We start from the raw sequence: 22,321 nt of genomic DNA on the forward strand, positions 1-22,321 counted from the left end.
GAAATTTATTTGCTTTCGCAAATAGTCTTTCTTTGCTGATGTACTCTTATTTAATTCTCTTGACGATGTACTTAGTTGAAAAATCAACTATATGATCATTTTGGTGCTATCAGATATATACCCATTTATGGGTTATCCCAGCAACCAGAATTCCAAAGGACTTCCAACCTGAATTCCTGATCCCGACAGGGCATCATCAAAGAAAGAGCTGTCCGCAGGACCAAAGCAAGAAGATAAAGAAAAATTGGCGCACGACGCTTAGGAAGCATTTTTCAAAGATGAATATTTTTCATCTCCAACTCAATCCCACTCAAAATCTCCGTCAACAATCTAGTTCTTCTTTCAGTAGCATGCATTGCACCTTCCACGATTGACCTCACCAGGATTCGTGGATCAAGTGTCTGAGCCAGAACCTTGTTCAAACCTTTAGTGGTTCCAAAGTCTCTTCCAACCTCTGCATGCAGCAATTTTCGAAGATTTCCCTTTGACAATCCAGGGAATTTATCAAAAACTTTTTGAGGGTGTAGAAATTTCATTAACACAGGAGCAATCAGCATCTCAACGTGGTCGTATTCGGAGAAGTGCTGGATGCTCTTTCCCGATTCGATAAACGCACCCGTCTTAAGTAGCTCCTCAATAATTCTCGCGCCTTCTTCTTCAACGACTCCGGCTGGCACCTCATCTGCGTAGCCATAGTAGAAAGGGGTTGGAAGGGGTTTTTCCAAGGCAGGCCGAGCAACAGCAGCCATTGAATGGCAGAACGATGCTACGACTGTGGAATGCCCTGCCGCAGCAATCGTGATCGTCTCCAGCGCAGCATTGAAGTCAGTCCAGCTTAGAAACTCACCAGAAGGCAGCTCAAGCCCTCGCTGCTTGTCGCCATGGCCTTCAAAGAAAATCAGCGGCGATGTCGTGGCATTGCACTCCTGCTCGATGAGTTTGAACAGTTCGGATAGCTCATTCAAGGTTTTTGCGCTACGAAGAAAAACCTGCTTTGAAATGAATGGAGCTTGCTCAGGCATTAGAGCCAAAATTTCATCTCTAACCTTTTCATGCTTCCCTCTTCCTGTCTGAAGGTCACCATCCTTCAGGAAATCTATCAAGAAGATCCGATTGGCAGGAGCAGCAGTGCAGCGAGAAATTTTTAAGTTCATATTTAAACCTTCACATTGGAGTGATTGAAATAAAAATCGCCATACCAGTATTCTTAGCTCAACGACTTTGTATAGAGCCTCATCATCCACTCAGGAAGTCCCCATATTTCAGGACAACGGCGAGAAAAGTACATTCTTTCTCTTGCCAAGCGAATCATTCCCTCCATATGCTCAGGTGGGCAATGCTCCAAAAACAAGAAATAGCGTGGCTTCCACTCACGTCTGACAAGCCACATCCAGAGCACCAGAGGCAATCGACACAAAAATTTTATCATTACCTACATCTACCATGCAAGTAATGAATGTCAAGCCCTCCAGCCCTGCTCAATAACACCGCATTCAACTGCACATATTTTCGTTATCAATTCTTCTTTGGTGATATTACCCATCGCAAATGGGCTCTCTTTAATATCAAGAGCCAAAAGCCTTTCCCTCAATTTTGACTCACTCCAGTTAGCATATTTCGCTCTGCACTTCTGATTGCATTCCTGAACATCTTTCTTCATCACATCTAACTCACCTCGCAATTATCAATAAAAAAAGCACCCGAAGGTGCTTTTTTCATTTCTTCATCCATTCTTCAAAAATTTCCCTCAAGCCTGCATGTCGAAGAATCATTGATTCGCAGAATTCAGGATTCTCTTCCAAGAACTGATAGAGTGGGTACTTGTCAGGCTCAATCACCAAGCCCTCTTTATTCACATCAATGATCAGGTCCGCAAACTGGGGCGGTGGGCCGATAATAATCAAGTTAGGATATGCCAAAGCGATCAGCGTGTCGCCAATTGTCTTGTTGGTGTCCTTGCGAAAAAGTGGATCAACGTGGGCTTCAAAAAATGCCAGATAGATGGTCATGATGTCCATGTGTGGTGCTAGTACATATTCGCACCCCAGCAAGGTTCTGGCAGAAGCTCTTTTGCAGCATCTCTTTTCCTCAATAAGTTGCCCCCATTCTATGGGGGCGTCTTGATCAGCTCAAGAAGGTGTGACCGCAGCGGTGGCAGAAGAAGCCGCTGTCATACAGAGCCTTCCATTTGGGGAACTCCACTTTGTAGACTGCCGACTTCCTGCGATAGCTCCAGACTGCATGTGCAAATACAGCCCAGAGTGCCAAGTTCATGTAGCGGAAGATCGCGTCAGGACCGCTGGCCGCAAGCCACGGCGAACTCACCAGAGGCAGCACGCCCAGAGCAAACACAGCCCAGAGCGCCGGCTTCTTCGGAGGGCTGAAGCGCTGCGCAAGACTGGTCTGGCTCACACCGTTCATGGTGCCCACGTAGCCTGTCGCACCACTCCCCAGACCCACCCCCGTCACCGTGCCAGAACTAAGGGAGGTGCCGCTATCCAGAATGACACGGACGGACTGCACATGGTCGCTGCCGCACTTGGGACATTGGATACCCATTTCTATCTCGCTTTCTTGATTGGCTTGTCTACATGAACCGGCAGTTACTTGGCTGCACGCTTCACAGCTAGATTGCTAGCCACGGTGGATTGCGGGTTGCCGTACAAGGTAGCTAAAACGTCCCAGAAGGCAGTAGAGCTAGCTGGGCCGTCACCGCCGAAACCGTCAAAGTGGTAGGCAAGGCCAAGGGCATGGCCGAACTCGTGGGTCACGACGTCTTGGGTCACATCGCAGCGGCCATTGCCCAGATTCACATAGACAGGACTGGAGCCAATGCCGTTCTGGTTGTCTGGCTGAGTTGGATTGCCGACGTTGGGGCCGGTAGCCACGTTCGCGCAGAAGCCTGCATAGTTCGTGGAACCCACTGGCACATACGAGGTGCCATAGCTCACACGGATGAAGTTGCCACTCGCAGGCAGGGTGTCGGTAGCCTCCATGACCAAGGAGCCAGAGAGCTTTGCGTTGATCTGGGCAATGGAGGTGCGAACCTTGGCCGCGTAGTCTTGCTCAGTGGCCGTAGCAGGAACTGGCGCATACACGGCAACCTTCTGGGCAGGGGTTCCAGACCAGCGCCATGTGCCAGCAGGCCGGTTGCCCGGCAAGAAGTCAATGTTGCTGGATTTCACATAGGCCGCGACTTGCGCATCGGAGGCCGCCGCGTTGTCCTCTCCGGTGGGCTGTGCAGATTCTGCGCTGCCGTCGCTTCCTCCCCCACCACATGCCACCAGGCTCATCACCAAGACGCTGGCTGCTGCCAGCTTCAGACCGAGATGCATCTTTGCTACTTTCGTTAGAGAACTTTGGGCACCAACCAGACTTTTCAGGTTGATACACAACTCTAACGCATGTTCATCTTTGAAGGTTGACAAACAACCATTGGGGTTGTCAGAGAACTTGGAGTGAGCATGAGCCCTGAGAACAACCAACACGGAGAGCTATTCAAAAGCATCGGGCGCACGCTTGCCCAGCGCAGAGAAGCTAAGGGCATGACCCAAGACCAAGTATCGGAAGCCCTTCATATCGGCACAGAGGCTGTGTCCCGCATGGAGCGAGGGATCACCATGCCCACGGTGCAGCGTCTGGCAGAGTTGGCCGAAATCTATGAGTGCGGCATCGATGAGCTACTGATTGCCAGCAGCACGAGGACCAGCGACCAGGCCGAGCTGATCTCTCAGATTCTTCATACCCTTCCAGAAGCCGACAGAGCCATGATTGTTGAGGTAGTACAGAAGATTGCAGCTAGATTGAAGGATAGACTGTAAAAACCTTACTATTTTTATCGCTCATAACCGCAATCCAATAAAACGTAGTTATCCAAAAATTTCAGGAATATTTTAAAACCAACATCAAATCATGAGCCCTATCTCATCCAGATTTCAGAGACTCGAACCACTAAGCATTGGACAACGCATTTCTATTGCACTTGCAGCGCTGCGTTTCTTTTCACCATTGAATTATGAGGAAAATTGCGTAAAACTAGGAATGGAAGCAGGCAAAAAATCTACAAGACCATTTTCTGGAATGGATTTCGTGAGATTCCTTAGCGTACCAGGTGTTCTTCCTGAAAGCATATTAACCGATCCAAACCGTCACTATCAACGCATTGATGAATTGCTCCGATCCCTTGATCGCTCAGGATTTCTTTCTTACCAGGGCTGCGGGCAAAGCCCTTTTCTCGGGAGCATTTACTATACATTCCGAGAAATGACAGAGAAAGAAAAATCAGGGGCTCTATTTCTGGGCCGTGCTTTAGGCCCCTCTTTCCTTCACTGGGCTTATAAAAATGGAACATATCAAATTACCGGCGCTACTGAAAATGGCGATCGTCATGCGGGAACTGCCATAGCTATTGCTCCACGCTGGCTAATGACTTGTGCGCATGTAGTAAACGACATGCAAGTCGACCTAGACCAAAATTCAAATGGTAAAGAATTCAAAATAATTAAACAAATACCACACCACTCTGTTGATGTGGCAATCATTGAAGTTGATCGGGATTTGCAAGTAGTGCAAGGTTTAAACTTCAAAGATCCCAGTATTGGAGAGCGCGTTTATACATTTGGCTACCCGAGAATTCCTCTTTCTAGAGAAGCGTCATTGGTTATGCAGGGTGGCGAGGTATCAGTAGAGGAGATAAGATCATTCAAAATGGAAAGTTTTTTCTCTTTTCTGCCATTGCACGCCCCGGAAATAGTGGCGGGCCAATTATTTCGGAAGATGGCCATGTAGTTGGGATAGTTTCGAGAGAACTATCTGAGAACGACCCACTCAAGCAACCATTTCATGCAGGAATATCTGCATCGATTCTTGACAGTGCAATCCAGGAACTCGGTTGTCCTATCACGCTTCCGCTCGAGAATTGGCAGTAGTCGCTTGGCCGACCTCCTAGACATAATTCCCATATAACGTGAATGGCGCGGAGCCACGAATATTGCCACAACGGGTATAGTGAACAACGCTTCTGAACTTCAAGCAACCTATGCAAGTCACCAACCAGAGCAAGCCATTGACCAACAACCAAGAAAAAGTCTTATCGCAATGGATCAAAAATCAGCCCCTCTACAAAGAGCAAGATCCTCCAAGTAACAGGGGGCTCTCATCAGAGCAGGCAGACGCCATCATTTCTATCCGTAAGTGAATCTCAGCACAGACAAATCACTAAGAAGCACCTTCGGGTGCTTTTTTATTGTCTTGCTTATGCAGGCTACAATCCACAGTCATGTTTGAAATCAAATTAACAATATTTCTGCTTGATCAAGACTTAGGCATCGACAACATAGACAAGTGGAAAGCACCCAATAATTCTTAGGTGCCGTTCTACCTTGGCATTACGCCAGTGGAAGGCTTGACCTTCCCTCCGATAGCTATGAAGCAGGCGGCAAGCACCTCACCACCTGATCTTGATTCCCGACGCTCCGTCGCTGTTGAGATATTTCTCCCTAAGCGACAAGATATCCCGCTTAACTGCATGTTTGGGCTTTTGAGGTGCGGTTTTAAGTATTGGCTTGATACCGTGCGCCTCGTTGAACTCTTCTTCAGAGAGTTTGATAGCACGCAAATACCACTCCCTGGTGCCGTCCGCACCTTCTACAGCAGGCCCATCATCGCGGTGTAGTTGCCCCCGCTGATACCAAGCCGCAGCACCGCTGGCCGCTTCAATCGCCGGCCCGTCAACACGGTGCAGCCTGCCCTTCAGATACCAGCGACAGCTACCGTCTGCGTTCATGACGGCAGGGCCATCTGTGCGGTGCCGCACACCAAATTGCCACCATTCTTCACCGCCCCTCTCCCCAAATGACGGCGGGCCCATCTTGGTGATGTAGTTGGCCTTGAAAATACCAAGATTGGGTTCCGTCTTCTTCAATGCAAGCTGGTCCATCTTCACGATGGAGTTGATCATTGAAATACCACAGCCTTATTCCGCCTTCGTTGTATAAACCATTCTTCATTGCTGGTCCTCCTGCGCTTTTTCTACCCTAGCGCATGCAAACCAAAAATCAATCTTTCCACCAATAGTGGATCTCCGATAGCGTATCGATCACCCTGATTTTTTCGCAGCATCGACTGGTACAGGGGAGTAAGTTTGAAAGAAAATCGAGTCAACACAAGAGGCGATAGGAAATTTCGCAACCACAGACACCCATCTGAGATACAAGAAATCCATACAACAAAAGCACGATAAAGTGCTTTATTTCTTGTTTTGCATACCGCCTCTTTTCAAGGGCTTATTCTTTAAGTTGTGTAGATATTCAAAGCATCCAATAAGCATAGCCCTTCGCTCCAACCTACCTTGGATCTCATGCTCTCTTAATTGATCCCAGCCTGACCAACCGCCTTCTTTCTCACGCCTTTTTCTCTCACGAGTCATCTCTTCTAAAGCTTCCATTTCGCTCCAGTAGAGCTTGTCAGCAGCCTCCCTCCCCAACGCCTTCGAGCCCATTGCTGGGTTGACGAAAGTATCTTGATTGACAGGCTCTACATTCAACGAAGATTGCTCCAGAATCTTCTTCATGAATTGCTTATCAAATTCCCACTCTCTTGAATCGTCGGACAACCCCTGCTCATTCTTCCAATGGTCATACTCTCTCTGCTTTTGCTTTATTGTACGATGAATTAATTCGTCTTGATATATGATATCTGAGCGAGTGTCGAAGCTATCTATTTTCGCGAGGCTTTTCTCGCAAGCGTTTTCTTTAGCCTGCTCTCGGATCAATTTAATTGCATCAACCGTTCTTTTTATTATTCCCTCATTCATATGCACCTCCTTTATTAATATAGAGGATACAAGCAGCAAGTCAACAGTCAATAAAAAAGCAGCCCTATCAAGATTCTGCCTAGTAAGCGAAAGAAAATATGGGGGATAAGTTTCTGCTCATCATTAAATTAGCAAACGTTTTTTGAATGTCAATCGCAGCACTACTTTTTTAAGCACCTACGGGTGCTTTTTTATTGCCTACGCCAAACGTTGGGCTCTCACCTTTGCGTGGCTGTACGATTTTCTTTAACAAACACACAATACAACCTATACAGCGATCACCCATCAATTGCCGAATAGTGGATAGGCCACTTTTAGGAGGGTTAATTACATGACTTAAAAAAAACAAAGGAATTCATCATGAATATTTCAGAGCAAAACTATTTGCACAATCTCGACGGGAAAATTGGATTGGCAGGCGTTCCCTCAGACTTCGTTGACCTCGTTCTCACCGATCCGCCTTACGGCATTGCTGACGGCGCGAAGCTCACAAAGACTAAAGGCCAGATCGTCAGCACTAAACAAGCTTGGGGCAACGACTTTCAGGATCGTTGGGAGCACATTGGCAGCTACTACCAGTGGCTCAAGCCTTTGCTAGGGACGAAGCACACACCTAAAACAAAAATCCAGAAAATATGACTGGGGGTCAAATGAACGAAAGAACAATAAATAAAATAGAATATAAAATCACCCCATTGGGTGCTTTTCTCTTTGCGTTGGTTGGCTTTGTACGATTTTAATGCAAAAGATGATTTTCAATCTTCGTAGTTAGCAGTGATTTCATTTACTTCAAGCCTCACATGCTCAGGATTTTCAGAATCCCTCCACTCATTGAGAACCGATAGCTCCAGGTGAATGCTGGCATCTTTGGTTTCAAAGCTACCATTTCTTATGCCTTCAATGAGTCGTTCCTTCATGTTCTCAGGAACATGCAACATCAAGAGATTTCTACTGCCACTGTTTCTGACATAGATTTCAATTTGCTTTTTCATTGTCTGCCTTCTACTTCTCAAGAATATTCATCAGCACTGCATGGAACTCAGGATCATCGCCGTCCCTAAGTGCGAGTTCTGGTGAGAGGTAGGGTGCAGGACACCAACTCACTTCATCTTCGTCATGCAGGAGATGAGGAAATATAGGAACCCCATTCTTGAAGGAGGCAAGCAGTTCTTCAACAGTCAGCTTCTGCCCATCCAAAGCCACGCAAGCTGGACACTGCTTGCCAGAGCAAACCACCTTCATCTTGGCTGAACCTTCAAGCCGTGCCTTACATATCGCTGTGTAGGTTCTTCCCAGGTCCTGCACCAGCTTCTCAGCCAGGTAGGTGTCACAGAAGAGCATCAAGGCGTCTTTTGCTTCACCATGCTTGTAGGAATACGGCTGAGTGAATTCAAACAGCACCGTCCATAACTCCCTGCCTTGCCCATCCTTCAGAAATGGATCAGGCAAGAGTCCATACCTTGAAAATGTGGGAACCACATCCCTCAAGAAGTCTTCTTTGGATAGTGCGTAGGTCTCAACTCGGACGGGCTCAGTTTTGACCAGTTTACCGGCAGCAGCCTTATGTAGATTTAGGTCAATCTTTTGCCTAATGTCACCTATGGTTTTAGCCCAGTGTTCAGGTGTCGGGTCTTCACCTTCAGGCAGGTACCGTTGAATTACCCACTCAGCCATCATGTAGTGGTCTTCAAGGGTGAATTCGTCGGGAGGCTTGTTCTCTAGGTAGAGCTTCTTATCCTCAAGCTCAGAAGCAGGCCAGCGCCGAAAAAACTCCTGCTTTTCCAAGCCAAGCTTCTTCTTGATGCCGCTGAAAATTCCCACGCCGCGTACTCACTTGAATTAGAACTTTGCATAGCGAGCTATGCAGCCGCCACACATCCACTCGCCATTATCGTAGATGCCACCCGTCAGATCGGTTCTCTGATGACATCAGCCACACACTTCATAGTAGGTCGTGTCTTCATATCTGTACCGTTCTAGCTCCCTGTATCCCTTCTGATTGGACCGTAGGCTCCGCGGCAAATCTACCGCAGTTGTTACACCAACTCATATACCCTTGTAATTGTTATTAAATTCAGGAAATTTCCTCAGTATGAACCGACTTAATCCAAGGCTTCATCTGCATCTTTGAAAAATGGCACATCTTTGTACTGAAGAATTTTTTCCGTTTCTTCTTTCAAAATTTCTGGTGCGTACTGTTGTGAATAAATTGTGGCATTCGTACCTTTACCCTCGTGTCCCACCAAGTCTTCATTGATGGCCTGAATAACCTTGTGCTGCTTCATACGATTGATGGCTGTATGACGGAAGCAGTACATAGTCTTCTTCTCAATTCTCAGTGAGCGAAGAATCTTCGTGAAGTCTTCGCTAATAAATGTGGAATAAGTCTTTTTGGCTGGTTTTTTCAAATCAAAAAGCATCCCCAGCCCTCTTAAATTCAAATACTCAAGAAAACCGAACCGCTCAAGAAGTGAGTTCAAATAAATTACCCGATCACTGCTTTTGGTTTTTAGCGACTGATTGCGGCCTTCGTTCTCAGTGATCCGAATAGTGGTGATTGCCTCACCTACAACAATGTCATCAGTCCAAAGCTGGCAGATTTCATTGGGTCTTGCGCCACTAGTTAAAAGCAGCAGACAGATGAACAGCAACTTTTGATTTTTCTGCAACTCTTCGCAAGAGAAAATCTTTTGAAGATCATCATTGGTGAAGGGCTCTCTTTCGCTTTCCTCAACATTGAGTTTGTGCCCAACAAAAGGATTGCTGGCAGTTGTCTCTCCGACTTGAATGAGATGGTTGAAGAAAGTGGAAAGCGTGCCAAAAATGTTTTTGATCGTATTATCCGATTTACCTTCTTCTTTGCGCAAGTAGAGCAGGTAAGAATAAATGAGTTTCCTGTCCACGCTGCCAAGCTCATAAACCGCATGACGAGTGCAGTATTCAATAAATTTGGAGATGAAGCTGCTGTATTTATATTTGGTGTTTTCGGTGGTGGTCAGTTCATTGATGTAGCTCTCCTTCAGTGGAGTAAGCTGATCGATCTGAGCCTCACCTTTGGGCTTCAATTTGTTTTGAAGCCTTTCATACAAAGCCGCCTTTTCCTGGCCTTCTGGGCTATTGAGGTATTCTTGTTGCCTGCGTGCAGCAACGTCTTTGTCAAGAAGCTCTTGTTGCATCCTGAGCTTTTCAAGATCCCGCTTGTGAGCTTCAGCTTTATGAAGCTCCTGCATCGTCATAAATTCAACAAGATTCCTGGAATCCTCACCTTCGTTGGCCGTGACTGACTTAATGTTTCCTCGCTCATCATATTCAATATTGAATTTTTTGATGTTTTTATAGTCAATCATTTCAATTCTGGCTTTAAATTGAAGCGCCAAAAAACGAGCTACTTTAATGTCAGTGGTTCTCAAACTGAACCGTTTGGATACTTGCTTACCGTTGGCCTCATAGACCTGACGGAAGTAGTAGATACCATTTTTGCGCTTTTCCAGCAACCTGCCGTATGTCATCGATCCGCCACTATGTGAAATGACCCACCAAGAACAGGTCAGTTCTCACTCTGTAGAGTGGTAAGATCTCGCCCTCTGAACTACGCCAACTGACACGCCTAAGTGACACACTGGTGTAGTTCACGAAAGAAAAAAGTCCTTGTAAATCAATGACTTAGAGTGCGGGTGTAGTTCAATGGTAGAACGGCAGCTTCCCAAGCTTCATACGAGGGTTCGATTCCCTTCACCCGCTCCAATTTCCCCAGCCCTCGATCGCCAGGCGGTCAGCGGACGGCCGATAGCGCAAACGCCAGCCAGGACAGCGCCAGGCTCCCCGCCATGACGAGGCAGAAGGCCAGATAGGCGGGCACCGCCAGCGTCGAGACCACCCCGATCGCCAGGGCCGCGCAGCCCATCTGCAGAAAACCGAGCAACGCCGAGGCTGCCCCGGCCTGCTGCCCGAAGGGCTGCAAGGCGATGGCTGTGCCCAGCGGGTTGATGAGGCCCATCCCCACCAGGAACACGGTCAGCGCGGCCGAGAAACGGTAGACATCCTCCCGTCCAAGCCACAGGGCGAGGCTCCCCGCGAGCGCGATGGCAATGCCCGCCATCGCCGCCCGCCGGACGCCCCACCGCCGTGCCAGCCGCGGCGCCAGGAGGCCGGCGCCGAACACCACGAAAACGGTGGATGCGAAGAACAGCGCCAGCCCGAAGGGCGAAAAGCCGAACCCTTCCATCAGGAGCGCCGGCGCCATCGCGAAGAACATGTACAGAGAACCGATGACGAGGCTCACCGAGAGCGCGGGCGCGATGAACCGGCGATCCGCCAGCAGTTGCCCGTAGGTTCGCGCCACGGCCGGCAGAGAGAGCGACGCGCGGCGGTTGGCAGGGTGCGTCTCGCCGAGGCGCAGCAGGTAATGGATGCCCAGCGCTACCGCGAACGTGCCGACGACCCCGAAGGTCGCCCGCCAGCCCAGCCAACTGTTGAATGCGCCACCCAGCAGCGGCGAGAAGCCGGGTGCCGCTGCCATCGCGACCATCATGAGCGACAGTGCGCGCGCCAGCGCCTCCCCATCGAACAGGTCCCGGGCGATGGCCCGCGAAAGCACCGAGGTGACGCACACGCCCAGGGCCTGCACGACGCGCCCGACGATGAGCTGGGACAGGCTGGCCGACAGCGCGCAGACCCAGGTGCCCGCCAGGAAGACGAGAAGGCCGCACAGCACCAGCCATCGGCGACCGAACCGGTCGGACAGCGGGCCGACGAACAACTGCCCCACGGCGAAGGCCACGAAGAAGCTCCCCAGCGTGGCGCTCAGTCCCTTCACCGACGTGCCCAGATCGGTCGCCATGGCGGGAAAGGCCGGCAGGATGATGTTGGTGGCGAGTGCTCCCAGCGCTGCCAGGCCGGCGAGCAGGAGCAGCAACTCGCCACGGAACTCCCGCGCGGCGCCCGGTTCCCCGGGGCCTGCCGACGAAGGGATGTGCTTGTGCATTCCTGGCGACTCCATGGTGGCTAGCCCGAACGGCGCTTGCCGGAAGCACCGCCCTGCGGATCGGCATCGTTTTCGGCGGGGCTGTCCAGGTCGCCATCGAGGCTTTGCATACAGGCGTCCAGCAATGCATGCAATGCGGCAACGGTTTGTGCGCCCAGCCGCGCGTTCAGTGCCGTCTGCGCCGCCTTCCATGCGCGTTGTCCCTCCGCGCGCTTCTCGATACCCGCGGGCGTCGCTTCGACCCGCCGGCTGCGCGCGTCGTCCCCCGCGCCCACCGTCAGCCATCCCTGCGCAGCCAGGGGCTGCAGGTTGCGCGTCAGCGTCGAAGCATCCATCTGCATGCGCCTGGCCAGATCTCCCGGCCGGATGGGGCCGAGCTTGACGACGTGCGACAGCAGGGCGTACTGGGTGTTCTTCAAGCCGGCCTCGGCAATGTAGTGGTCGTAATGCCGCGCCACCATGCGGCCGAGCTGGCGCAGCTTCAGGTTGGTGCAGCCCTGCGGTTGGATAGCGCTTTTCATCTGATATATTGTATATACAATTATTGCATATACAAGTTTATCCAGGAAGGAGCTGCCCATGACGGTCGATCAGGTCATCGCGCGTTGGAAAGAAGACGAGGCCACCGTGCGGTCACGGTTGAGGGCGCCCGATGCGGCGTCCCCGGAACAGGTCGCCGGCCGGTCCGGCATGCAAGTCTTCGAGGCGATCTTCGCGGGCGAACTGCCGCCTGCCCCGATCGGAGACACGCTGGACTTCGTTCCGATCCGCATGGCGCCCGGAGAAGCCGTGTTCCAGGGGCGCCCGCAGCGCCGCCACTACAACCCCCTGGGCACGGTGCATGGCGGCTGGTTCGCCACCCTGCTCGACTCGGCCGTGGGCTGCGCCATCCACTCCACCCTACCCGCGGGCAAGGGCTACACCACGCTGGAACTCAAGGTGAACATGGTGCGGTCGCTCAACGAGGACGTGCCGCTCGTGCGCGCCGAAGGCAAGGTGATCCACGCGGGGCGCCAGGTGGCCACGGCCGAAGGCCGCATCGTCGGTCCGGACGGCAAGCTGTACGCCCATGCGACCACGACCTGCCTCGTCTTCGACCATCCCGCCATCGCCAGGACGGCCCACGCGCAGGCCTGAGTTCGCCTTCGGTCAGGCCGCCGGAAGCTCCAGCCGCCTCGCGCTCTCGAACGACACCGCCCGCCCCGTCACCGGATCAGTGAAGGCGATGGCCCGCGCGAGCAGTTGCAGCGGCCGCGAGAAATCGCCCTCGGGCGGATCGTTCACTTCGGGATAGAACGCATCGCCGCGCAGCGGCAATCCCAGCGCGGCCATGTGCACGCGCAGCTGGTGGCGCTTGCCCGTCACGGGCGAGAGGCGGTAGCGGGCCCAGGCGCCCGCCACCTCGAGCAGTTCCATGCGCGTGAGGGTGTTGGGCTCGCCGGGCACTTCGTGCATGCGGAAGAACTGTGGGCTTTCCTCGATCCGGCTCGCGTGTTCGCGTGGAAAGGCGATGTCCGCGCGCCATGGCGCGATGGCCTCGTAGGTCTTGTCCACCACGCGGTCGCGGAACAGCGCCTGGTAGCGGCCCCGCGTGGCGCGCTGCACCGAGAACAGCACCAGGCCCGCGGTGTCGCGGTCGATGCGGTGCACCGGCGACAGCTCGGGCAGGCCCAGGCGGCGCTTGAGCCGCACGAGCAGCGTGTGCTGCAGGTAGCGGCCCGTGGGCACCACCGGCAGGAAATGGGGCTTGTCGGCCACGAGCAGGTGCTCGTCCTGGTAGATCACCGATTCCTCGAAAGGGATGGCGGCTTCGCTCTCCAGCTCGCGGTAGTAATAGATCCGCAGGCCGGGCTCGAACGCGTGCCCGGAGCCCAGCACGCGCGCGTGTTCGTCCACCACCTCGCCGCGCTCCATGCGCGACGCCCAGTCCGCCCGGCCCACCACCGACAGCCGCTCCGCAAGGAAATCGATGAGCAGGCGGTGGCCCAGGCTCTGGCTGGGCGTGACCACGCAGCTGGGGCTGACGCCGTCGCGCGTGGGCAGGACGCGCGGATCGTGGGAGTTGTGCATGCGAAATTCTAGGAGGGCGATCGCCGGAAGGCCGCCGCACAGCCCGGCCGACCCGCCTGCCGAGCCGAAAACGCGCGCGGATGCGGGCGGGCGCCCTGCCGCACCGGCCGCCAGCCCCTGCGAGGCCACCGAAAACCTGTAGGACACGGGCGCGCGACTCTTGGGATTCCTGCCGTCGCCGGGGTGCGCGGGGGCGCACTAGCATGGCAGCCACAGGCTCCGTCCGCCACACCCCTACCGACATGCGCCCACAGCACGCCTCTCCACCCTCCTCTACCGATTCCACCCTCCCGCCGCCGCGCCGCCGCGGACCCCGCGCCGCGCGGCTCGGGCAGGGCCGCGCCATGCCCTGGCTGCTGGGCATTTTGGGCACGTTGCTGGCCGTGCTGGTGATCGCCCTCATCGTGCTGCTCACCTTCGACTGGAACCGCGCGAAGCCCTGGATCAACGAGCGCGTGAGCGCCGCGACGGGGCGGCATTTCGCCATCGAGGGCGATCTGTCGGCGCGGTGGCACTGGCCGCAGCCGGTGGAGATGGAAACCGGCTGGCGGCGCTGGGTGCCAGGGCTGACGGTGCAGGCCGACCGGCTCGTGCTGGGCAACCGCGCCGATTTCGGCCGTTACGGCGCCGTGGGCATGGAGGCGGACAACGCCGATGCGCGCGTGGTGGAGCGCCGCACCGCGGCGGCTTCCGCGCCGGCCTCCGGAGCCTCCGCACCGGCGATTGCCTCCGCGGGATCCGCACCTTCCGCACGCGCCTCGGCGCCTGCCGCAGCCGCCAGCGGGCCGGACGCGACCGCTGCCGGCAATGCACCGGCCGGCAGCGTGCCGCCGGCGATGGCCTCGGTGGGCCGGGCCAGCGCCTCGCTGAGCCTGCTGCCGCTGCTGGCACGGCACGTATCGATCGGCACGCTGTCGGTCGAGACGCCCGACGTGGCCCTGGCACGCCGCGCCGACGGCAGCAACAACTGGACGTTCGACCGCCCCGCCTCCGATGGCGGTGAGCCGAGCCCCAACCCGTGGACGGTGGATGTCGACCGCGTAGTGGTGCGGGAAGGCCGGCTGGCCCTGGCCGATGCCGCCAAGGACCTGGCATTCGTGGCGCACCTCGCCACCGTGGACGACCCCGGCCCCTACGGCGTGCGCTTCGACGTGCGCGGCCGCTACGCCAAGGCGCGCATCGAAGGCAACGGGCAGGCGGGCCATGTGCTCTCGCTGCGGCAGAAGGAGGTGCAGTACCCGCTGCAGTTCAAGGCCCGGGCCGGCACGGTGCGCGCCGAGGTCGAGGGCACGCTCTCCAACCCCGCGGCGTTCGCCGGCATGGACATGCAGGTGCTGCTGCAGGCCGAGAGCATGGCCGACCTGTACCCGCTGACCGGGCTGGTGCTGCCCAACACGCCGCCCTTCCGCACCAAGGGCCGCCTCGTGGGCAGCCTGGAGCCCGGCCGCGCCGTGTGGGACTACCGCGATTTCATGGGCACCGTGGGCCAGAGCGACCTGCGCGGCCAGCTCACCTACACCTCGGCGCAGCCGCGCCCGCGCCTCACCGGCGAGATGGCCTCGCGCCAGTTGCGGCTGGCCGACCTGGGGCCCGTGGTGGGCGCCCCTTCGGGCGATCGTCCCCAGGAGAAAGGCACGTCCCAGCGCGCCGGCAAGGTGCTGCCTGACAACGCCTTCGCCACCGACCGCTGGAACGCGATGGACATGGACCTGAAGTTCAAGGGCGAGCGCATCGTGCGCGACGAGAGCCTGCCCATCGAGAACCTCGACGTGCACGCGAAACTGGACAACGCCCAGCTCACGCTGGCGCCGCTGCGCTTCGGCGTGGCGCAGGGCAAGATCGACTCCAACGTGGTGCTCGACGGCCGCGCCGAGCCGCTCAAGGCGCAATTGCGCGGCACCGTGGAAGGCCTGCGCCTGTCCGCCCTCTTCCCGAAGGTGGACCTGATGGAAAAGAGCTTCGGCCGGCTCGACGGCGCCATGGCCGTGAACGGCAACGGCAATTCGATCGCGAAGATGCTGGGCACCAGCAACGGCGAGGCGCGCGTCTACATCCGCGACGGGCGCTTCAGCAAGCAGATGCTGGACCTGGCGGCGCTCAACGTGGGCAGCGTGGTGGTGGCCAAGCTCTTCGGCGAGAACAAGGAAGTGCAGCTGCGCTGCGCGGTGGCGGATTTCGGCATCAAGGACGGCATCGCCCAGACGCGCTCGGTGAAGCTCAACACCGAAGAAGCCGTGGTGGAGGCCGTTGGCACCATCGACCTGGGCCGCGAATACATGGACCTCTACATCAAGCCCGAGTCGCTGAAGCTGAAGTTCTTCTCGCTGCGCACGCCGCTCTATGTGCGCGGCCATTTCGCCGACCCGAAGGTGGGGCTGGAAGCCGGCCCGCTGCTGCTGCGCGCAGGCGCTGCCGTGGCAGCCGTGGCCGTGGCCCCCGTGGCGCTGGCCCTGGTGCCGGTGACCGTGCCGGCCGCCGAGGACGACGAGAACTGCGCCACGATCATGGCGCGCGCCGATCGCAACGTGCAGGCCGGCAAGGCAGGGGCGGCACCCAAGCCGGCGGCATCGGCCCCGGCCCGCGCGGCATCCGCCGCCCGCTGAAAGCGATTCACTACAAAAAAGATAGCAAACTATTGAATGGAATCAGCGGCATGGAGGCAAAAAGCCTCCCAATGCCGTCCTGACCTTCCCTCCCGTGCCGTGCCGGGCTTGCCTGGTCGTCCGCCATGGCTCCGCTGGCCGCTCTCAATGGAAATCCCGGCTGCCTTCCAGCGCGGGCGCCAGCCGCCCGAGCAGCGGTGTCAGATCCCTGCAGCGCTGCAGCACGAGGTGCCGTACCACGGCCCCGCCCGGCTCGGCGCCGTCCGGGCGGTGGCATTGCCAGAGCCCTTCGACGGCCAGCAGGCGCGAGCGCAGCAGCGGGTTGCGCCACTGCTCGACGAGCGCAGGCCAGACGATGACGTTCACCGTGCCGGTCTCGTCCTCCAGCGTGACGAACATCGTGCCCTTGGCCGATCCCGGCCGCTGGCGCACGGTGACGATGCCGCAGGCGCGCACGCGGCGGCCGTGGGGCACGGCCTGCAGCGCCTGCGCGCCCAGGATGCGCCAGCCCGCCATGCGCTCGCGCAGCAGCGCCATCGGGTGGCGGCGCAGCGTGAGGCCGGTGGCGGCGTAGTCGAAGACGATCTCCTCGCCCTCGGGCGCCTCGGGCAGCGCCAGGGGCGCTTCGTGCACGGGCGCATCGCGCAGCAGCGCCGGCGCGCGGCGCTGGGCGGCCGCGTCCCACATCTGCTGGCGCCGGTGGCCGGACAGCGACCGCAGCGCATCGGCCGCGGCCAGGGCCTGCAGGTCCTGCCGGTCCAGGCGCGCGCGCAGGGCCAGGTCCTGCGCATCGGCGAAGGGCTGCTGCGCCCGGGCGCGCACGAGCCGCTCGGCCGCCGGCTCCCCGAAGCCGGCGACCAGGCGCAGCCCCAGGCGCACCGCGGGCTGCGGCAGCCCTCCGGCGGGCAGGGGCTCGGCCGGGCCTTCGAGCGTGCTGTCCCGGTCGCTGTGCACCACATCGACGGGCCGCACGCGCAGCCCGTGGCGGCGCGCATCCTGCACGAGCTGCGAGGGCGTGTAGAAGCCCATGGGCTGCGAGTTGAGCAGCGCCGCGAGGAAGCACGCCGGCTCGTGGCGCTTGAACCAGCTGCTCGCATAGGCCAGCAGCGCGAAGCTGTAGGCATGGCTTTCGGGGAAGCCGTATTCGCCGAAGCCCAGCATCTGCTGGTAGATGCGTTGGGCGAAATCCTCGGAATACTTGTTGTTCTTCATGCCCTCCATCAATGCCTGCTCGAAGCGGTGCACGCCACCGCGCCGCTTCCACGCGGCCATGGAGCGGCGCAGGTCGTCGGCCATGCCCGGCGTGAAATCGGCCGCGATCATGGCGATCTGCATCACCTGCTCCTGGAAGATCGGCACGCCCAGCGTGCGTTCGAGCGCCGGCCGCAGGTCCTCGTGCTCCAGCACGAGTTCCCCGCCCCGCACCCGCCGCTCGCGCGCCTGCAGGTACGGGTGCACCATGCCGCCCTGGATCGGCCCGGGCCGCACGATGGCGACCTCCACCACCAGGTCGTACAGCTCGCGGGGCTTCAGGCGCGGCAGCATGCTCATCTGCGCACGGCTCTCGATCTGGAACACGCCCACGGTGTCGGCCGCGCAGATCATCTCGTAGGTGGCGGGGTCCTCGCGCGGGATGGCGGCCAGGTCCCAGGCCTCGCCGCGCAGCGCGCAGCGCAGGTCGAGCGCGCGGCGCAGCGCGCTCAGCATGCCCAGGGCCAGCACGTCCACCTTCATGAGGCGCATGTCCTCCAGGTCGTCCTTGTCCCACTGGATGATGGAGCGGCCGTCCATGCTGGCCGGCTCCACCGGCACGAGCCGCGTGAGCTTGCCTTCGGTGAGCACGAAGCCGCCCACGTGCTGGCTCAGGTGCCGCGGAAAGCCGCGCAGGTCGTCGGCCAGCTCCAGCCACAGCGCGGCCGTGTGCGCGGCGATCGGCGCGCCCAGGCCGGCGGCGAGTTCCTGCAGGCGCTCGGTGGCGATGGCTTCGTCGAACCAGTGGTGGTCCTTGGCGAAGGCATCGACGACGGCGGGCGCCACGCCCAGGGCCTTGCCCACGTCGCGCAGCGCGCTGCGCGTGCGGTAGCAGATGACCACGGCCGCGATGGCCGCGCGCTCCCGGCCGTATTTGCCGTAGATGTACTGGATGACCTCCTCGCGCCGGTCGTGCTCGAAATCCACGTCGATGTCGGGCGGCTCGTCGCGCTCCCGGCTGATGAAGCGCTCGAAGAGCAGCCGGGTCTTGGTGGGGTCCACGGCCGTGATGCCGAGGCAGAAGCACACCGCCGAATTGGCCGCCGAGCCCCGGCCCTGGCAGAGGATGCCGAGCCGGCGCGCGTGCCGCACGATGTCGTGCACGGTGAGGAAGTACATCTCGTAGCGGCAGTGCGCGATGAGGTCCAGCTCCTTGGCGATCTGCGTGCGCACGTCGTCCGGCACGCCCCCGGGGTAGCGCTGCCGCGCACCGGCCTCGGTATAGGCCGCCAGGGCCTCGCCCGCCGTCATGCCCTCGGGCACGTTCTCGCGCGGGTAGCGGTAGCGGATCTCGTCCAGGCTGAAGGTGCAGCGCTGCGCCACCTCCAGCGTGGCCGCGAGCAACGTGGGCGGGTAGAGCGAGGCCAGGTGCATGCGCGCGCGCAGGCGGCGTTCGGCGTTGGGCTGCAGGGCGAAGCCGCACTCGGCCACCGGCCGGCCCAGGCGCACGGCGGTGACCACGTCCTGCAGCGGCTTGCGCTGCCGCACGTGCATGTGCACGTCGCCGGCCGCCACGAGCCGCAGGCCCAGGGCCGCGCCCGCCTGCTCCAGCGCACCGAGCCAGAGCGCGTCGTCGGGCGCCATGTGCAGCTCCACCGCCAGCCAGGGGCGCAGGCCATGGGGCTCCAACAGGCCGCATGCCGCCGACAACATTGAATTGATTGCTACAGAATCAATAGCATCCAGATGATCCCTGCGCGGCGCGACGAGCACCTCGCAGCCGCGCAGGCGCGAGAAGTCGCTGCCCGCATGCACGCGGTACTCGCCCTTGGGCGCGATGCGCCGCGCATCGCTGATGAATTCGCACAGGTTGCCCCAGCCCGCTTCGTTGCGCGCCAGTGCCACGAGGCGCACGCCGCCGCAGGCGAATTCGCTGCCCGCGATGAAGCGCAGCCCGCGCCGGCGCGCCGCCGTGTGCGCGCGCACCACGCCGGCCACCGAGCATTCGTCGGTGAGCGCGAGCGCCGCGTAGCCGAGTTCGGCGGCACGCTCCACCAGTTCCGCGGGGTGCGATGCGCCGCGCTGGAAGCTGAAATTGCTGAGGCAGTGCAGTTCGGCGTACGCGGGCAGCCGGCCGGTGGCGGATGCCGGGCCTTCTCCTTCACCGCGGCCCTGGCCCTGACCCTGACCCTGGCCATCGGCGGCCCCTGCGCCCCGCGCACCGGGCGGCGGCGCGGCCGCCTCGCGGCCCCTCATGCGTACACCCCGTGCCAGAACCAGTGGAAGCGGCCGGTGGCGCGATCCCCCTGCCATTGCCGGTAGATCCAGACCGTGCCCACCACGGGGTTGTCGGCCACGAAATACTCGCGCCGCTCCCCGGACGCCTCCCACCAGCCGCCGTCGAAGCGGTGCGGCCCCGCCAGGAACCGCAGCGGCCCCCCCTGCAGGCAGGGGCGGTCGCCCTGCAGGCCCAGCGGGCGGGGGGGGTGCACCAGCCAGCCGGGCCAGAACGCGGCATCGGCGGCCGTGCCGGCAGCTTCGGCGGGCGGCGGCGCCGCGGGAGCGCCGCCGCGGGCCGCACGGGCGCGCGCGGGCGCCGGCGCCTGGGTGCCCTGCCCGGCCGCCGCCTCCCAGCGCTGCATGCGCTCGGGGCGGTGGTCGGCCTGCAGCACCGGCACGCGCACCTGCTCGGGCCCCCACCGGGCAGAAAGCCGCTCCACCCACTGGTGCCAGCTTTCTCCCGCCGCGCCCGGCCCCTCGCCGGAGCTGCCCGCCTCGCCCGGCATGCCGGACGGCGGCAGGAGGCTTTCGCTGGCCTGCGGCAGGCTGGCCGTGTCGGTCGCCCGCAGCGTGAGGTGGTTGACCGGCGCCGCCAGCGGCTGGCGGGCCAGCCGCTCCGACAGCAGCCGGCGCAGGTGGACCAGGTCCTGCGTGGCCTCGGCCGTGCGCACGGCGAGCTGGCCGCTGGCCGGCAGGTCCACGCCATCGATGCGGCGCAGGTCGTGGCGCCACTCCAGCTCCAGCGCCAGCACGCCCTGGTGGCGTGCCTGCAGCCAGCCGCGCAGTGCGCCGAGCAGACGGCCCGCGGTCCAGAGCAGTTGTTCGGCCGAGGTGGCGAGCGCGGGCAGTTCGGCGCGCATCTCGAAGCGCTCGGGCAATTCGAGCCAGGGCACGGGATGCGGCACATCGCCCCAGGCCTGGTCCAGCGCCCGCAGCGGCTCGGCGCCGAACCGCCGCGCGGCGCCGTCGCGCGGCAGCGCGCGCACGGCCGCCCAGGTGCGGCAGCCCATGCGCTCCAGGCTGGCGGCATGGGGCCGCAGCGCCGTGAGGGTGGCCAGCGGCAGCCCGTGCGGCACGCGGCGGGGCACGGCGCGGCCCGCCTGCTGCAGCCGCAGCAAGGCCAGCGCCTGCAGGGCGGTGGGCGCCTCGGCCAGCGGCCGGCCGCCGCCGGACGGGGTGCCGGGCGCGCCATCGCGGCCCGGCCCCGGGCCGGCGCTCGCATGGTGCTCGCGCAGCAGCGCCAGCAGGTGCGCCCGGCCGCCCCAGAGGCGCTCGGTGCCGGCCACTTCCAGCAGCACGGCCTCGTCCAGCAGCGCCACGCGGGGCGTGAAGCGCAGGGCCCACCATCCGGCCGCCGCCGCGGGCACGCCCGGCGGCAAGACCTCGTCAGCGTGCGGCGACGGCAGCGCGACCCAGTGCATCGCGGGGCTCCGGCGCCACACCGGGCGCGGATGAAGAAAGCAAAGAGGCCGCCAGCGCCCTGGCCCGGGCGCCGGGCCGCTGGGGCGCCGCCATCCACGCGGCCCAGGCGGCCCAGCGCCGCTCCTTGGCGCTGCGCGCCGCGGCCAGGGCAGATTCCAGGGCCGCGCCGTGCGCGGGCAGCACCACCGGCTCCAGCAGCGGCGCCCCGCGGCGCTTGACGATGTGCACCTGCAGGGCCGCGGCACCGTCCTGCGCCGGCTGCACCCACAGCCGCAGCGGCGCGGGCGAGGCCTGTTGCCGCTGCGCCTCGGCACGGAACACCCAGAGCAACGCGCCCCGCTGGGCCGCGGCCAGCTGCAGCCGCCGCAGCATCTCGGGCTGCGCGCGGGGCAGCCACGCGAGCACGGCCAGCACGTCGCGGCAGCGCAGCGCCTGCTCGCAGGCCCAGGCGGCCGCGGCATTGCGCGCATCGGCGGGCGGCGCCACCCAGCACAGCCGGCCGGCCCGCAGACCCGCCGCATGCAGCACGGGCACGAAGGGCTCGTGCGGCGGCGCCACCAGCACCACCTGCCCGGCCCGCCGCGCGGCCGCCCCGGCCAATGCCGGCAGCACCAGGGGCCATTCATGGCGGCCGCGATCGGGAAGCAGCACTTCCGACAGCGCCCCTTGCGGCCAGCCGCCGCCGGGCAACTGCGCATCGAGCACCGCATGCCCCGACGGCTGCACCCGCGCCGCGCCCTGCCCGCCCGGTCCGCCGCCCAGCGAAGCGCCGCGCCACACGCCGGGCACCTCCACCCCCGCCGCCCGTGCGGCCAGGGAAAGCGCCCGGGCCGGCGGGGCGGACGAAAGCGCGTGCGATTGAAGGGCAGCCATGGAGTCCAGCCAGAAGAAGATACTGTTTAAATATACAGCACCCTCCTGGAATCACTGCAGGACGGTTGCCCGATTCCATGCCGC

General features: G+C 60.2%; 23 protein-coding genes and 1 tRNA gene. 8 read left to right on the forward strand and 16 right to left on the reverse strand.

Features of this window, described 5'->3' with window-relative positions:
- Positions 1 to 272: 272 nt before the first annotated feature.
- The 5 genes from BM144_RS22585 to BM144_RS04890 form a co-directional block, all read right to left on the reverse strand.
- Positions 273 to 1,244, reverse strand: coding sequence for a hypothetical protein (locus tag BM144_RS22585; protein WP_139225638.1), 972 nt, complete (start codon positions 1,242 to 1,244; stop codon positions 273 to 275).
- Positions 1,245 to 1,459: 215 nt separating this feature from the next.
- Positions 1,460 to 1,660, reverse strand: a complete 201-nt coding sequence (locus BM144_RS22590; protein WP_139225639.1) for a hypothetical protein — start codon at positions 1,658 to 1,660, stop codon at positions 1,460 to 1,462.
- A gap of 55 nt (positions 1,661 to 1,715) precedes the next feature.
- The gene (locus BM144_RS04880) at positions 1,716 to 2,009 is read right to left on the reverse strand and encodes a hypothetical protein (protein WP_139225640.1); all 294 of its coding nucleotides are present in this window, start codon (positions 2,007 to 2,009) and stop codon (positions 1,716 to 1,718) included.
- A gap of 115 nt (positions 2,010 to 2,124) precedes the next feature.
- Positions 2,125 to 2,421: a hypothetical protein gene (locus BM144_RS04885; RefSeq protein WP_139225641.1), complete on the reverse strand. Its 297-nt coding sequence runs from the start codon at positions 2,419 to 2,421 to the stop codon at positions 2,125 to 2,127.
- A 182-nt stretch (positions 2,422 to 2,603) separates the two neighbouring features.
- On the reverse strand, positions 2,604 to 3,428 hold the full coding sequence (locus tag BM144_RS04890; RefSeq protein WP_245783539.1) for a zinc metalloprotease: 825 nt from the start codon (positions 3,426 to 3,428) through the stop codon (positions 2,604 to 2,606).
- A 36-nt stretch (positions 3,429 to 3,464) separates the two neighbouring features.
- Between BM144_RS04890 and BM144_RS04895 the strand changes: the two genes are divergently transcribed.
- From BM144_RS04895 to BM144_RS23080, 4 genes are all read left to right on the forward strand, one after another.
- Positions 3,465 to 3,821 carry a helix-turn-helix domain-containing protein gene (locus tag BM144_RS04895; RefSeq protein ID WP_092950194.1) on the forward strand — a complete coding sequence of 119 codons (357 nt, stop codon included), beginning with the start codon at positions 3,465 to 3,467 and terminating at the stop codon, positions 3,819 to 3,821.
- Between the two features lie 91 nt (positions 3,822 to 3,912).
- The gene (locus BM144_RS04900; RefSeq protein WP_092950195.1) at positions 3,913 to 4,788 is read left to right on the forward strand and encodes a S1 family peptidase; all 876 of its coding nucleotides are present in this window, start codon (positions 3,913 to 3,915) and stop codon (positions 4,786 to 4,788) included.
- The gene (locus BM144_RS23710; protein ID WP_353615069.1) at positions 4,767 to 4,928 is read left to right on the forward strand and encodes a hypothetical protein; all 162 of its coding nucleotides are present in this window, start codon (positions 4,767 to 4,769) and stop codon (positions 4,926 to 4,928) included. Before BM144_RS04900 ends, BM144_RS23710 begins: the two co-directional genes overlap by 22 nt.
- A 110-nt stretch (positions 4,929 to 5,038) precedes the next feature.
- Complete coding sequence (locus BM144_RS23080) at positions 5,039 to 5,197, forward strand: hypothetical protein (protein ID WP_175525953.1); 159 nt, start codon at positions 5,039 to 5,041, stop codon at positions 5,195 to 5,197.
- 249 nt (positions 5,198 to 5,446) lie between these two features.
- Here the strand turns inward: BM144_RS23080 and BM144_RS22600 are convergent, their stop codons facing one another.
- The gene (locus tag BM144_RS22600) at positions 5,447 to 5,959 is read right to left on the reverse strand and encodes a hypothetical protein (protein ID WP_139225642.1); all 513 of its coding nucleotides are present in this window, start codon (positions 5,957 to 5,959) and stop codon (positions 5,447 to 5,449) included.
- Positions 5,960 to 6,247: 288 nt separating this feature from the next.
- Complete coding sequence (locus tag BM144_RS22605) at positions 6,248 to 6,814, reverse strand: hypothetical protein (protein ID WP_139225643.1); 567 nt, start codon at positions 6,812 to 6,814, stop codon at positions 6,248 to 6,250.
- A gap of 360 nt (positions 6,815 to 7,174) precedes the next feature.
- Between BM144_RS22605 and BM144_RS22610 the strand changes: the two genes are divergently transcribed.
- Positions 7,175 to 7,453: a site-specific DNA-methyltransferase gene (locus tag BM144_RS22610; protein WP_139225644.1), complete on the forward strand. Its 279-nt coding sequence runs from the start codon at positions 7,175 to 7,177 to the stop codon at positions 7,451 to 7,453.
- 116 nt (positions 7,454 to 7,569) lie between these two features.
- Here BM144_RS22610 and BM144_RS22615 read toward each other — a convergent pair whose 3' ends face one another.
- From BM144_RS22615 to BM144_RS04910, 3 genes are all read right to left on the reverse strand, one after another.
- Positions 7,570 to 7,806, reverse strand: a complete 237-nt coding sequence (locus BM144_RS22615) for a hypothetical protein (protein ID WP_139225645.1) — start codon at positions 7,804 to 7,806, stop codon at positions 7,570 to 7,572.
- Positions 7,807 to 7,816: 10 nt separating this feature from the next.
- Positions 7,817 to 8,635: a hypothetical protein gene (locus BM144_RS04905; RefSeq protein ID WP_092950196.1), complete on the reverse strand. Its 819-nt coding sequence runs from the start codon at positions 8,633 to 8,635 to the stop codon at positions 7,817 to 7,819.
- Between the two features lie 281 nt (positions 8,636 to 8,916).
- Entirely contained in the window at positions 8,917 to 10,323 is a 1,407-nt protein-coding gene (locus BM144_RS04910; RefSeq protein ID WP_092950197.1) for a phage integrase SAM-like domain-containing protein, read from the reverse strand.
- 161 nt (positions 10,324 to 10,484) lie between these two features.
- Between BM144_RS04910 and BM144_RS04915 the strand changes: the two genes are divergently transcribed.
- Positions 10,485 to 10,558, forward strand: a tRNA-Gly gene (locus BM144_RS04915).
- 28 nt (positions 10,559 to 10,586) lie between these two features.
- Here the strand turns inward: BM144_RS04915 and BM144_RS04920 are convergent.
- Together BM144_RS04920 and BM144_RS04925 are read right to left on the reverse strand one after the other, a co-directional pair.
- Complete coding sequence (locus tag BM144_RS04920) at positions 10,587 to 11,798, reverse strand: multidrug effflux MFS transporter (protein WP_092950198.1); 1,212 nt, start codon at positions 11,796 to 11,798, stop codon at positions 10,587 to 10,589.
- A gap of 20 nt (positions 11,799 to 11,818) precedes the next feature.
- A complete protein-coding gene (locus BM144_RS04925) occupies positions 11,819 to 12,319 on the reverse strand; it encodes a MarR family winged helix-turn-helix transcriptional regulator (RefSeq protein WP_092950199.1) in 501 nt (166 codons plus the stop codon).
- A gap of 58 nt (positions 12,320 to 12,377) precedes the next feature.
- Between BM144_RS04925 and BM144_RS04930 the strand changes: the two genes are divergently transcribed.
- The gene (locus BM144_RS04930; RefSeq protein WP_092950200.1) at positions 12,378 to 12,935 is read left to right on the forward strand and encodes a PaaI family thioesterase; all 558 of its coding nucleotides are present in this window, start codon (positions 12,378 to 12,380) and stop codon (positions 12,933 to 12,935) included.
- Positions 12,936 to 12,947: 12 nt separating this feature from the next.
- Here BM144_RS04930 and BM144_RS04935 read toward each other — a convergent pair whose 3' ends face one another.
- The gene (locus tag BM144_RS04935) at positions 12,948 to 13,868 is read right to left on the reverse strand and encodes a pseudouridine synthase (protein WP_092950474.1); all 921 of its coding nucleotides are present in this window, start codon (positions 13,866 to 13,868) and stop codon (positions 12,948 to 12,950) included.
- A gap of 344 nt (positions 13,869 to 14,212) precedes the next feature.
- Between BM144_RS04935 and BM144_RS04940 the strand changes: the two genes are divergently transcribed.
- Positions 14,213 to 16,471 carry an AsmA family protein gene (locus tag BM144_RS04940; protein ID WP_175525954.1) on the forward strand — a complete coding sequence of 753 codons (2,259 nt, stop codon included), beginning with the start codon at positions 14,213 to 14,215 and terminating at the stop codon, positions 16,469 to 16,471.
- 144 nt (positions 16,472 to 16,615) lie between these two features.
- On the opposite strand, the gene BM144_RS04945 is transcribed toward BM144_RS04940, so the two are convergent.
- From BM144_RS04945 to imuA, 3 genes are read right to left on the reverse strand one after another with little or no spacing between them, the layout of a single operon-like run.
- Positions 16,616 to 19,918 carry an error-prone DNA polymerase gene (locus BM144_RS04945; RefSeq protein ID WP_092950202.1) on the reverse strand — a complete coding sequence of 1,101 codons (3,303 nt, stop codon included), beginning with the start codon at positions 19,916 to 19,918 and terminating at the stop codon, positions 16,616 to 16,618.
- On the reverse strand, positions 19,915 to 21,363 hold the full coding sequence (locus BM144_RS04950; protein ID WP_245783540.1) for a Y-family DNA polymerase: 1,449 nt from the start codon (positions 21,361 to 21,363) through the stop codon (positions 19,915 to 19,917). The genes BM144_RS04945 and BM144_RS04950 overlap by 4 nt, the downstream gene beginning before the upstream one ends.
- Positions 21,329 to 22,237, reverse strand: coding sequence for a translesion DNA synthesis-associated protein ImuA (gene imuA, locus BM144_RS04955; RefSeq protein WP_139225646.1), 909 nt, complete (start codon positions 22,235 to 22,237; stop codon positions 21,329 to 21,331). Before imuA ends, BM144_RS04950 begins: the two co-directional genes overlap by 35 nt.
- Positions 22,238 to 22,321: the final 84 nt, after the last annotated feature.

The sequence above is a fragment of the Paracidovorax konjaci genome, from assembly GCF_900112675.1.
GTDB classification, from domain to species: domain Bacteria; phylum Pseudomonadota; class Gammaproteobacteria; order Burkholderiales; family Burkholderiaceae_C; genus Paracidovorax; species Paracidovorax konjaci.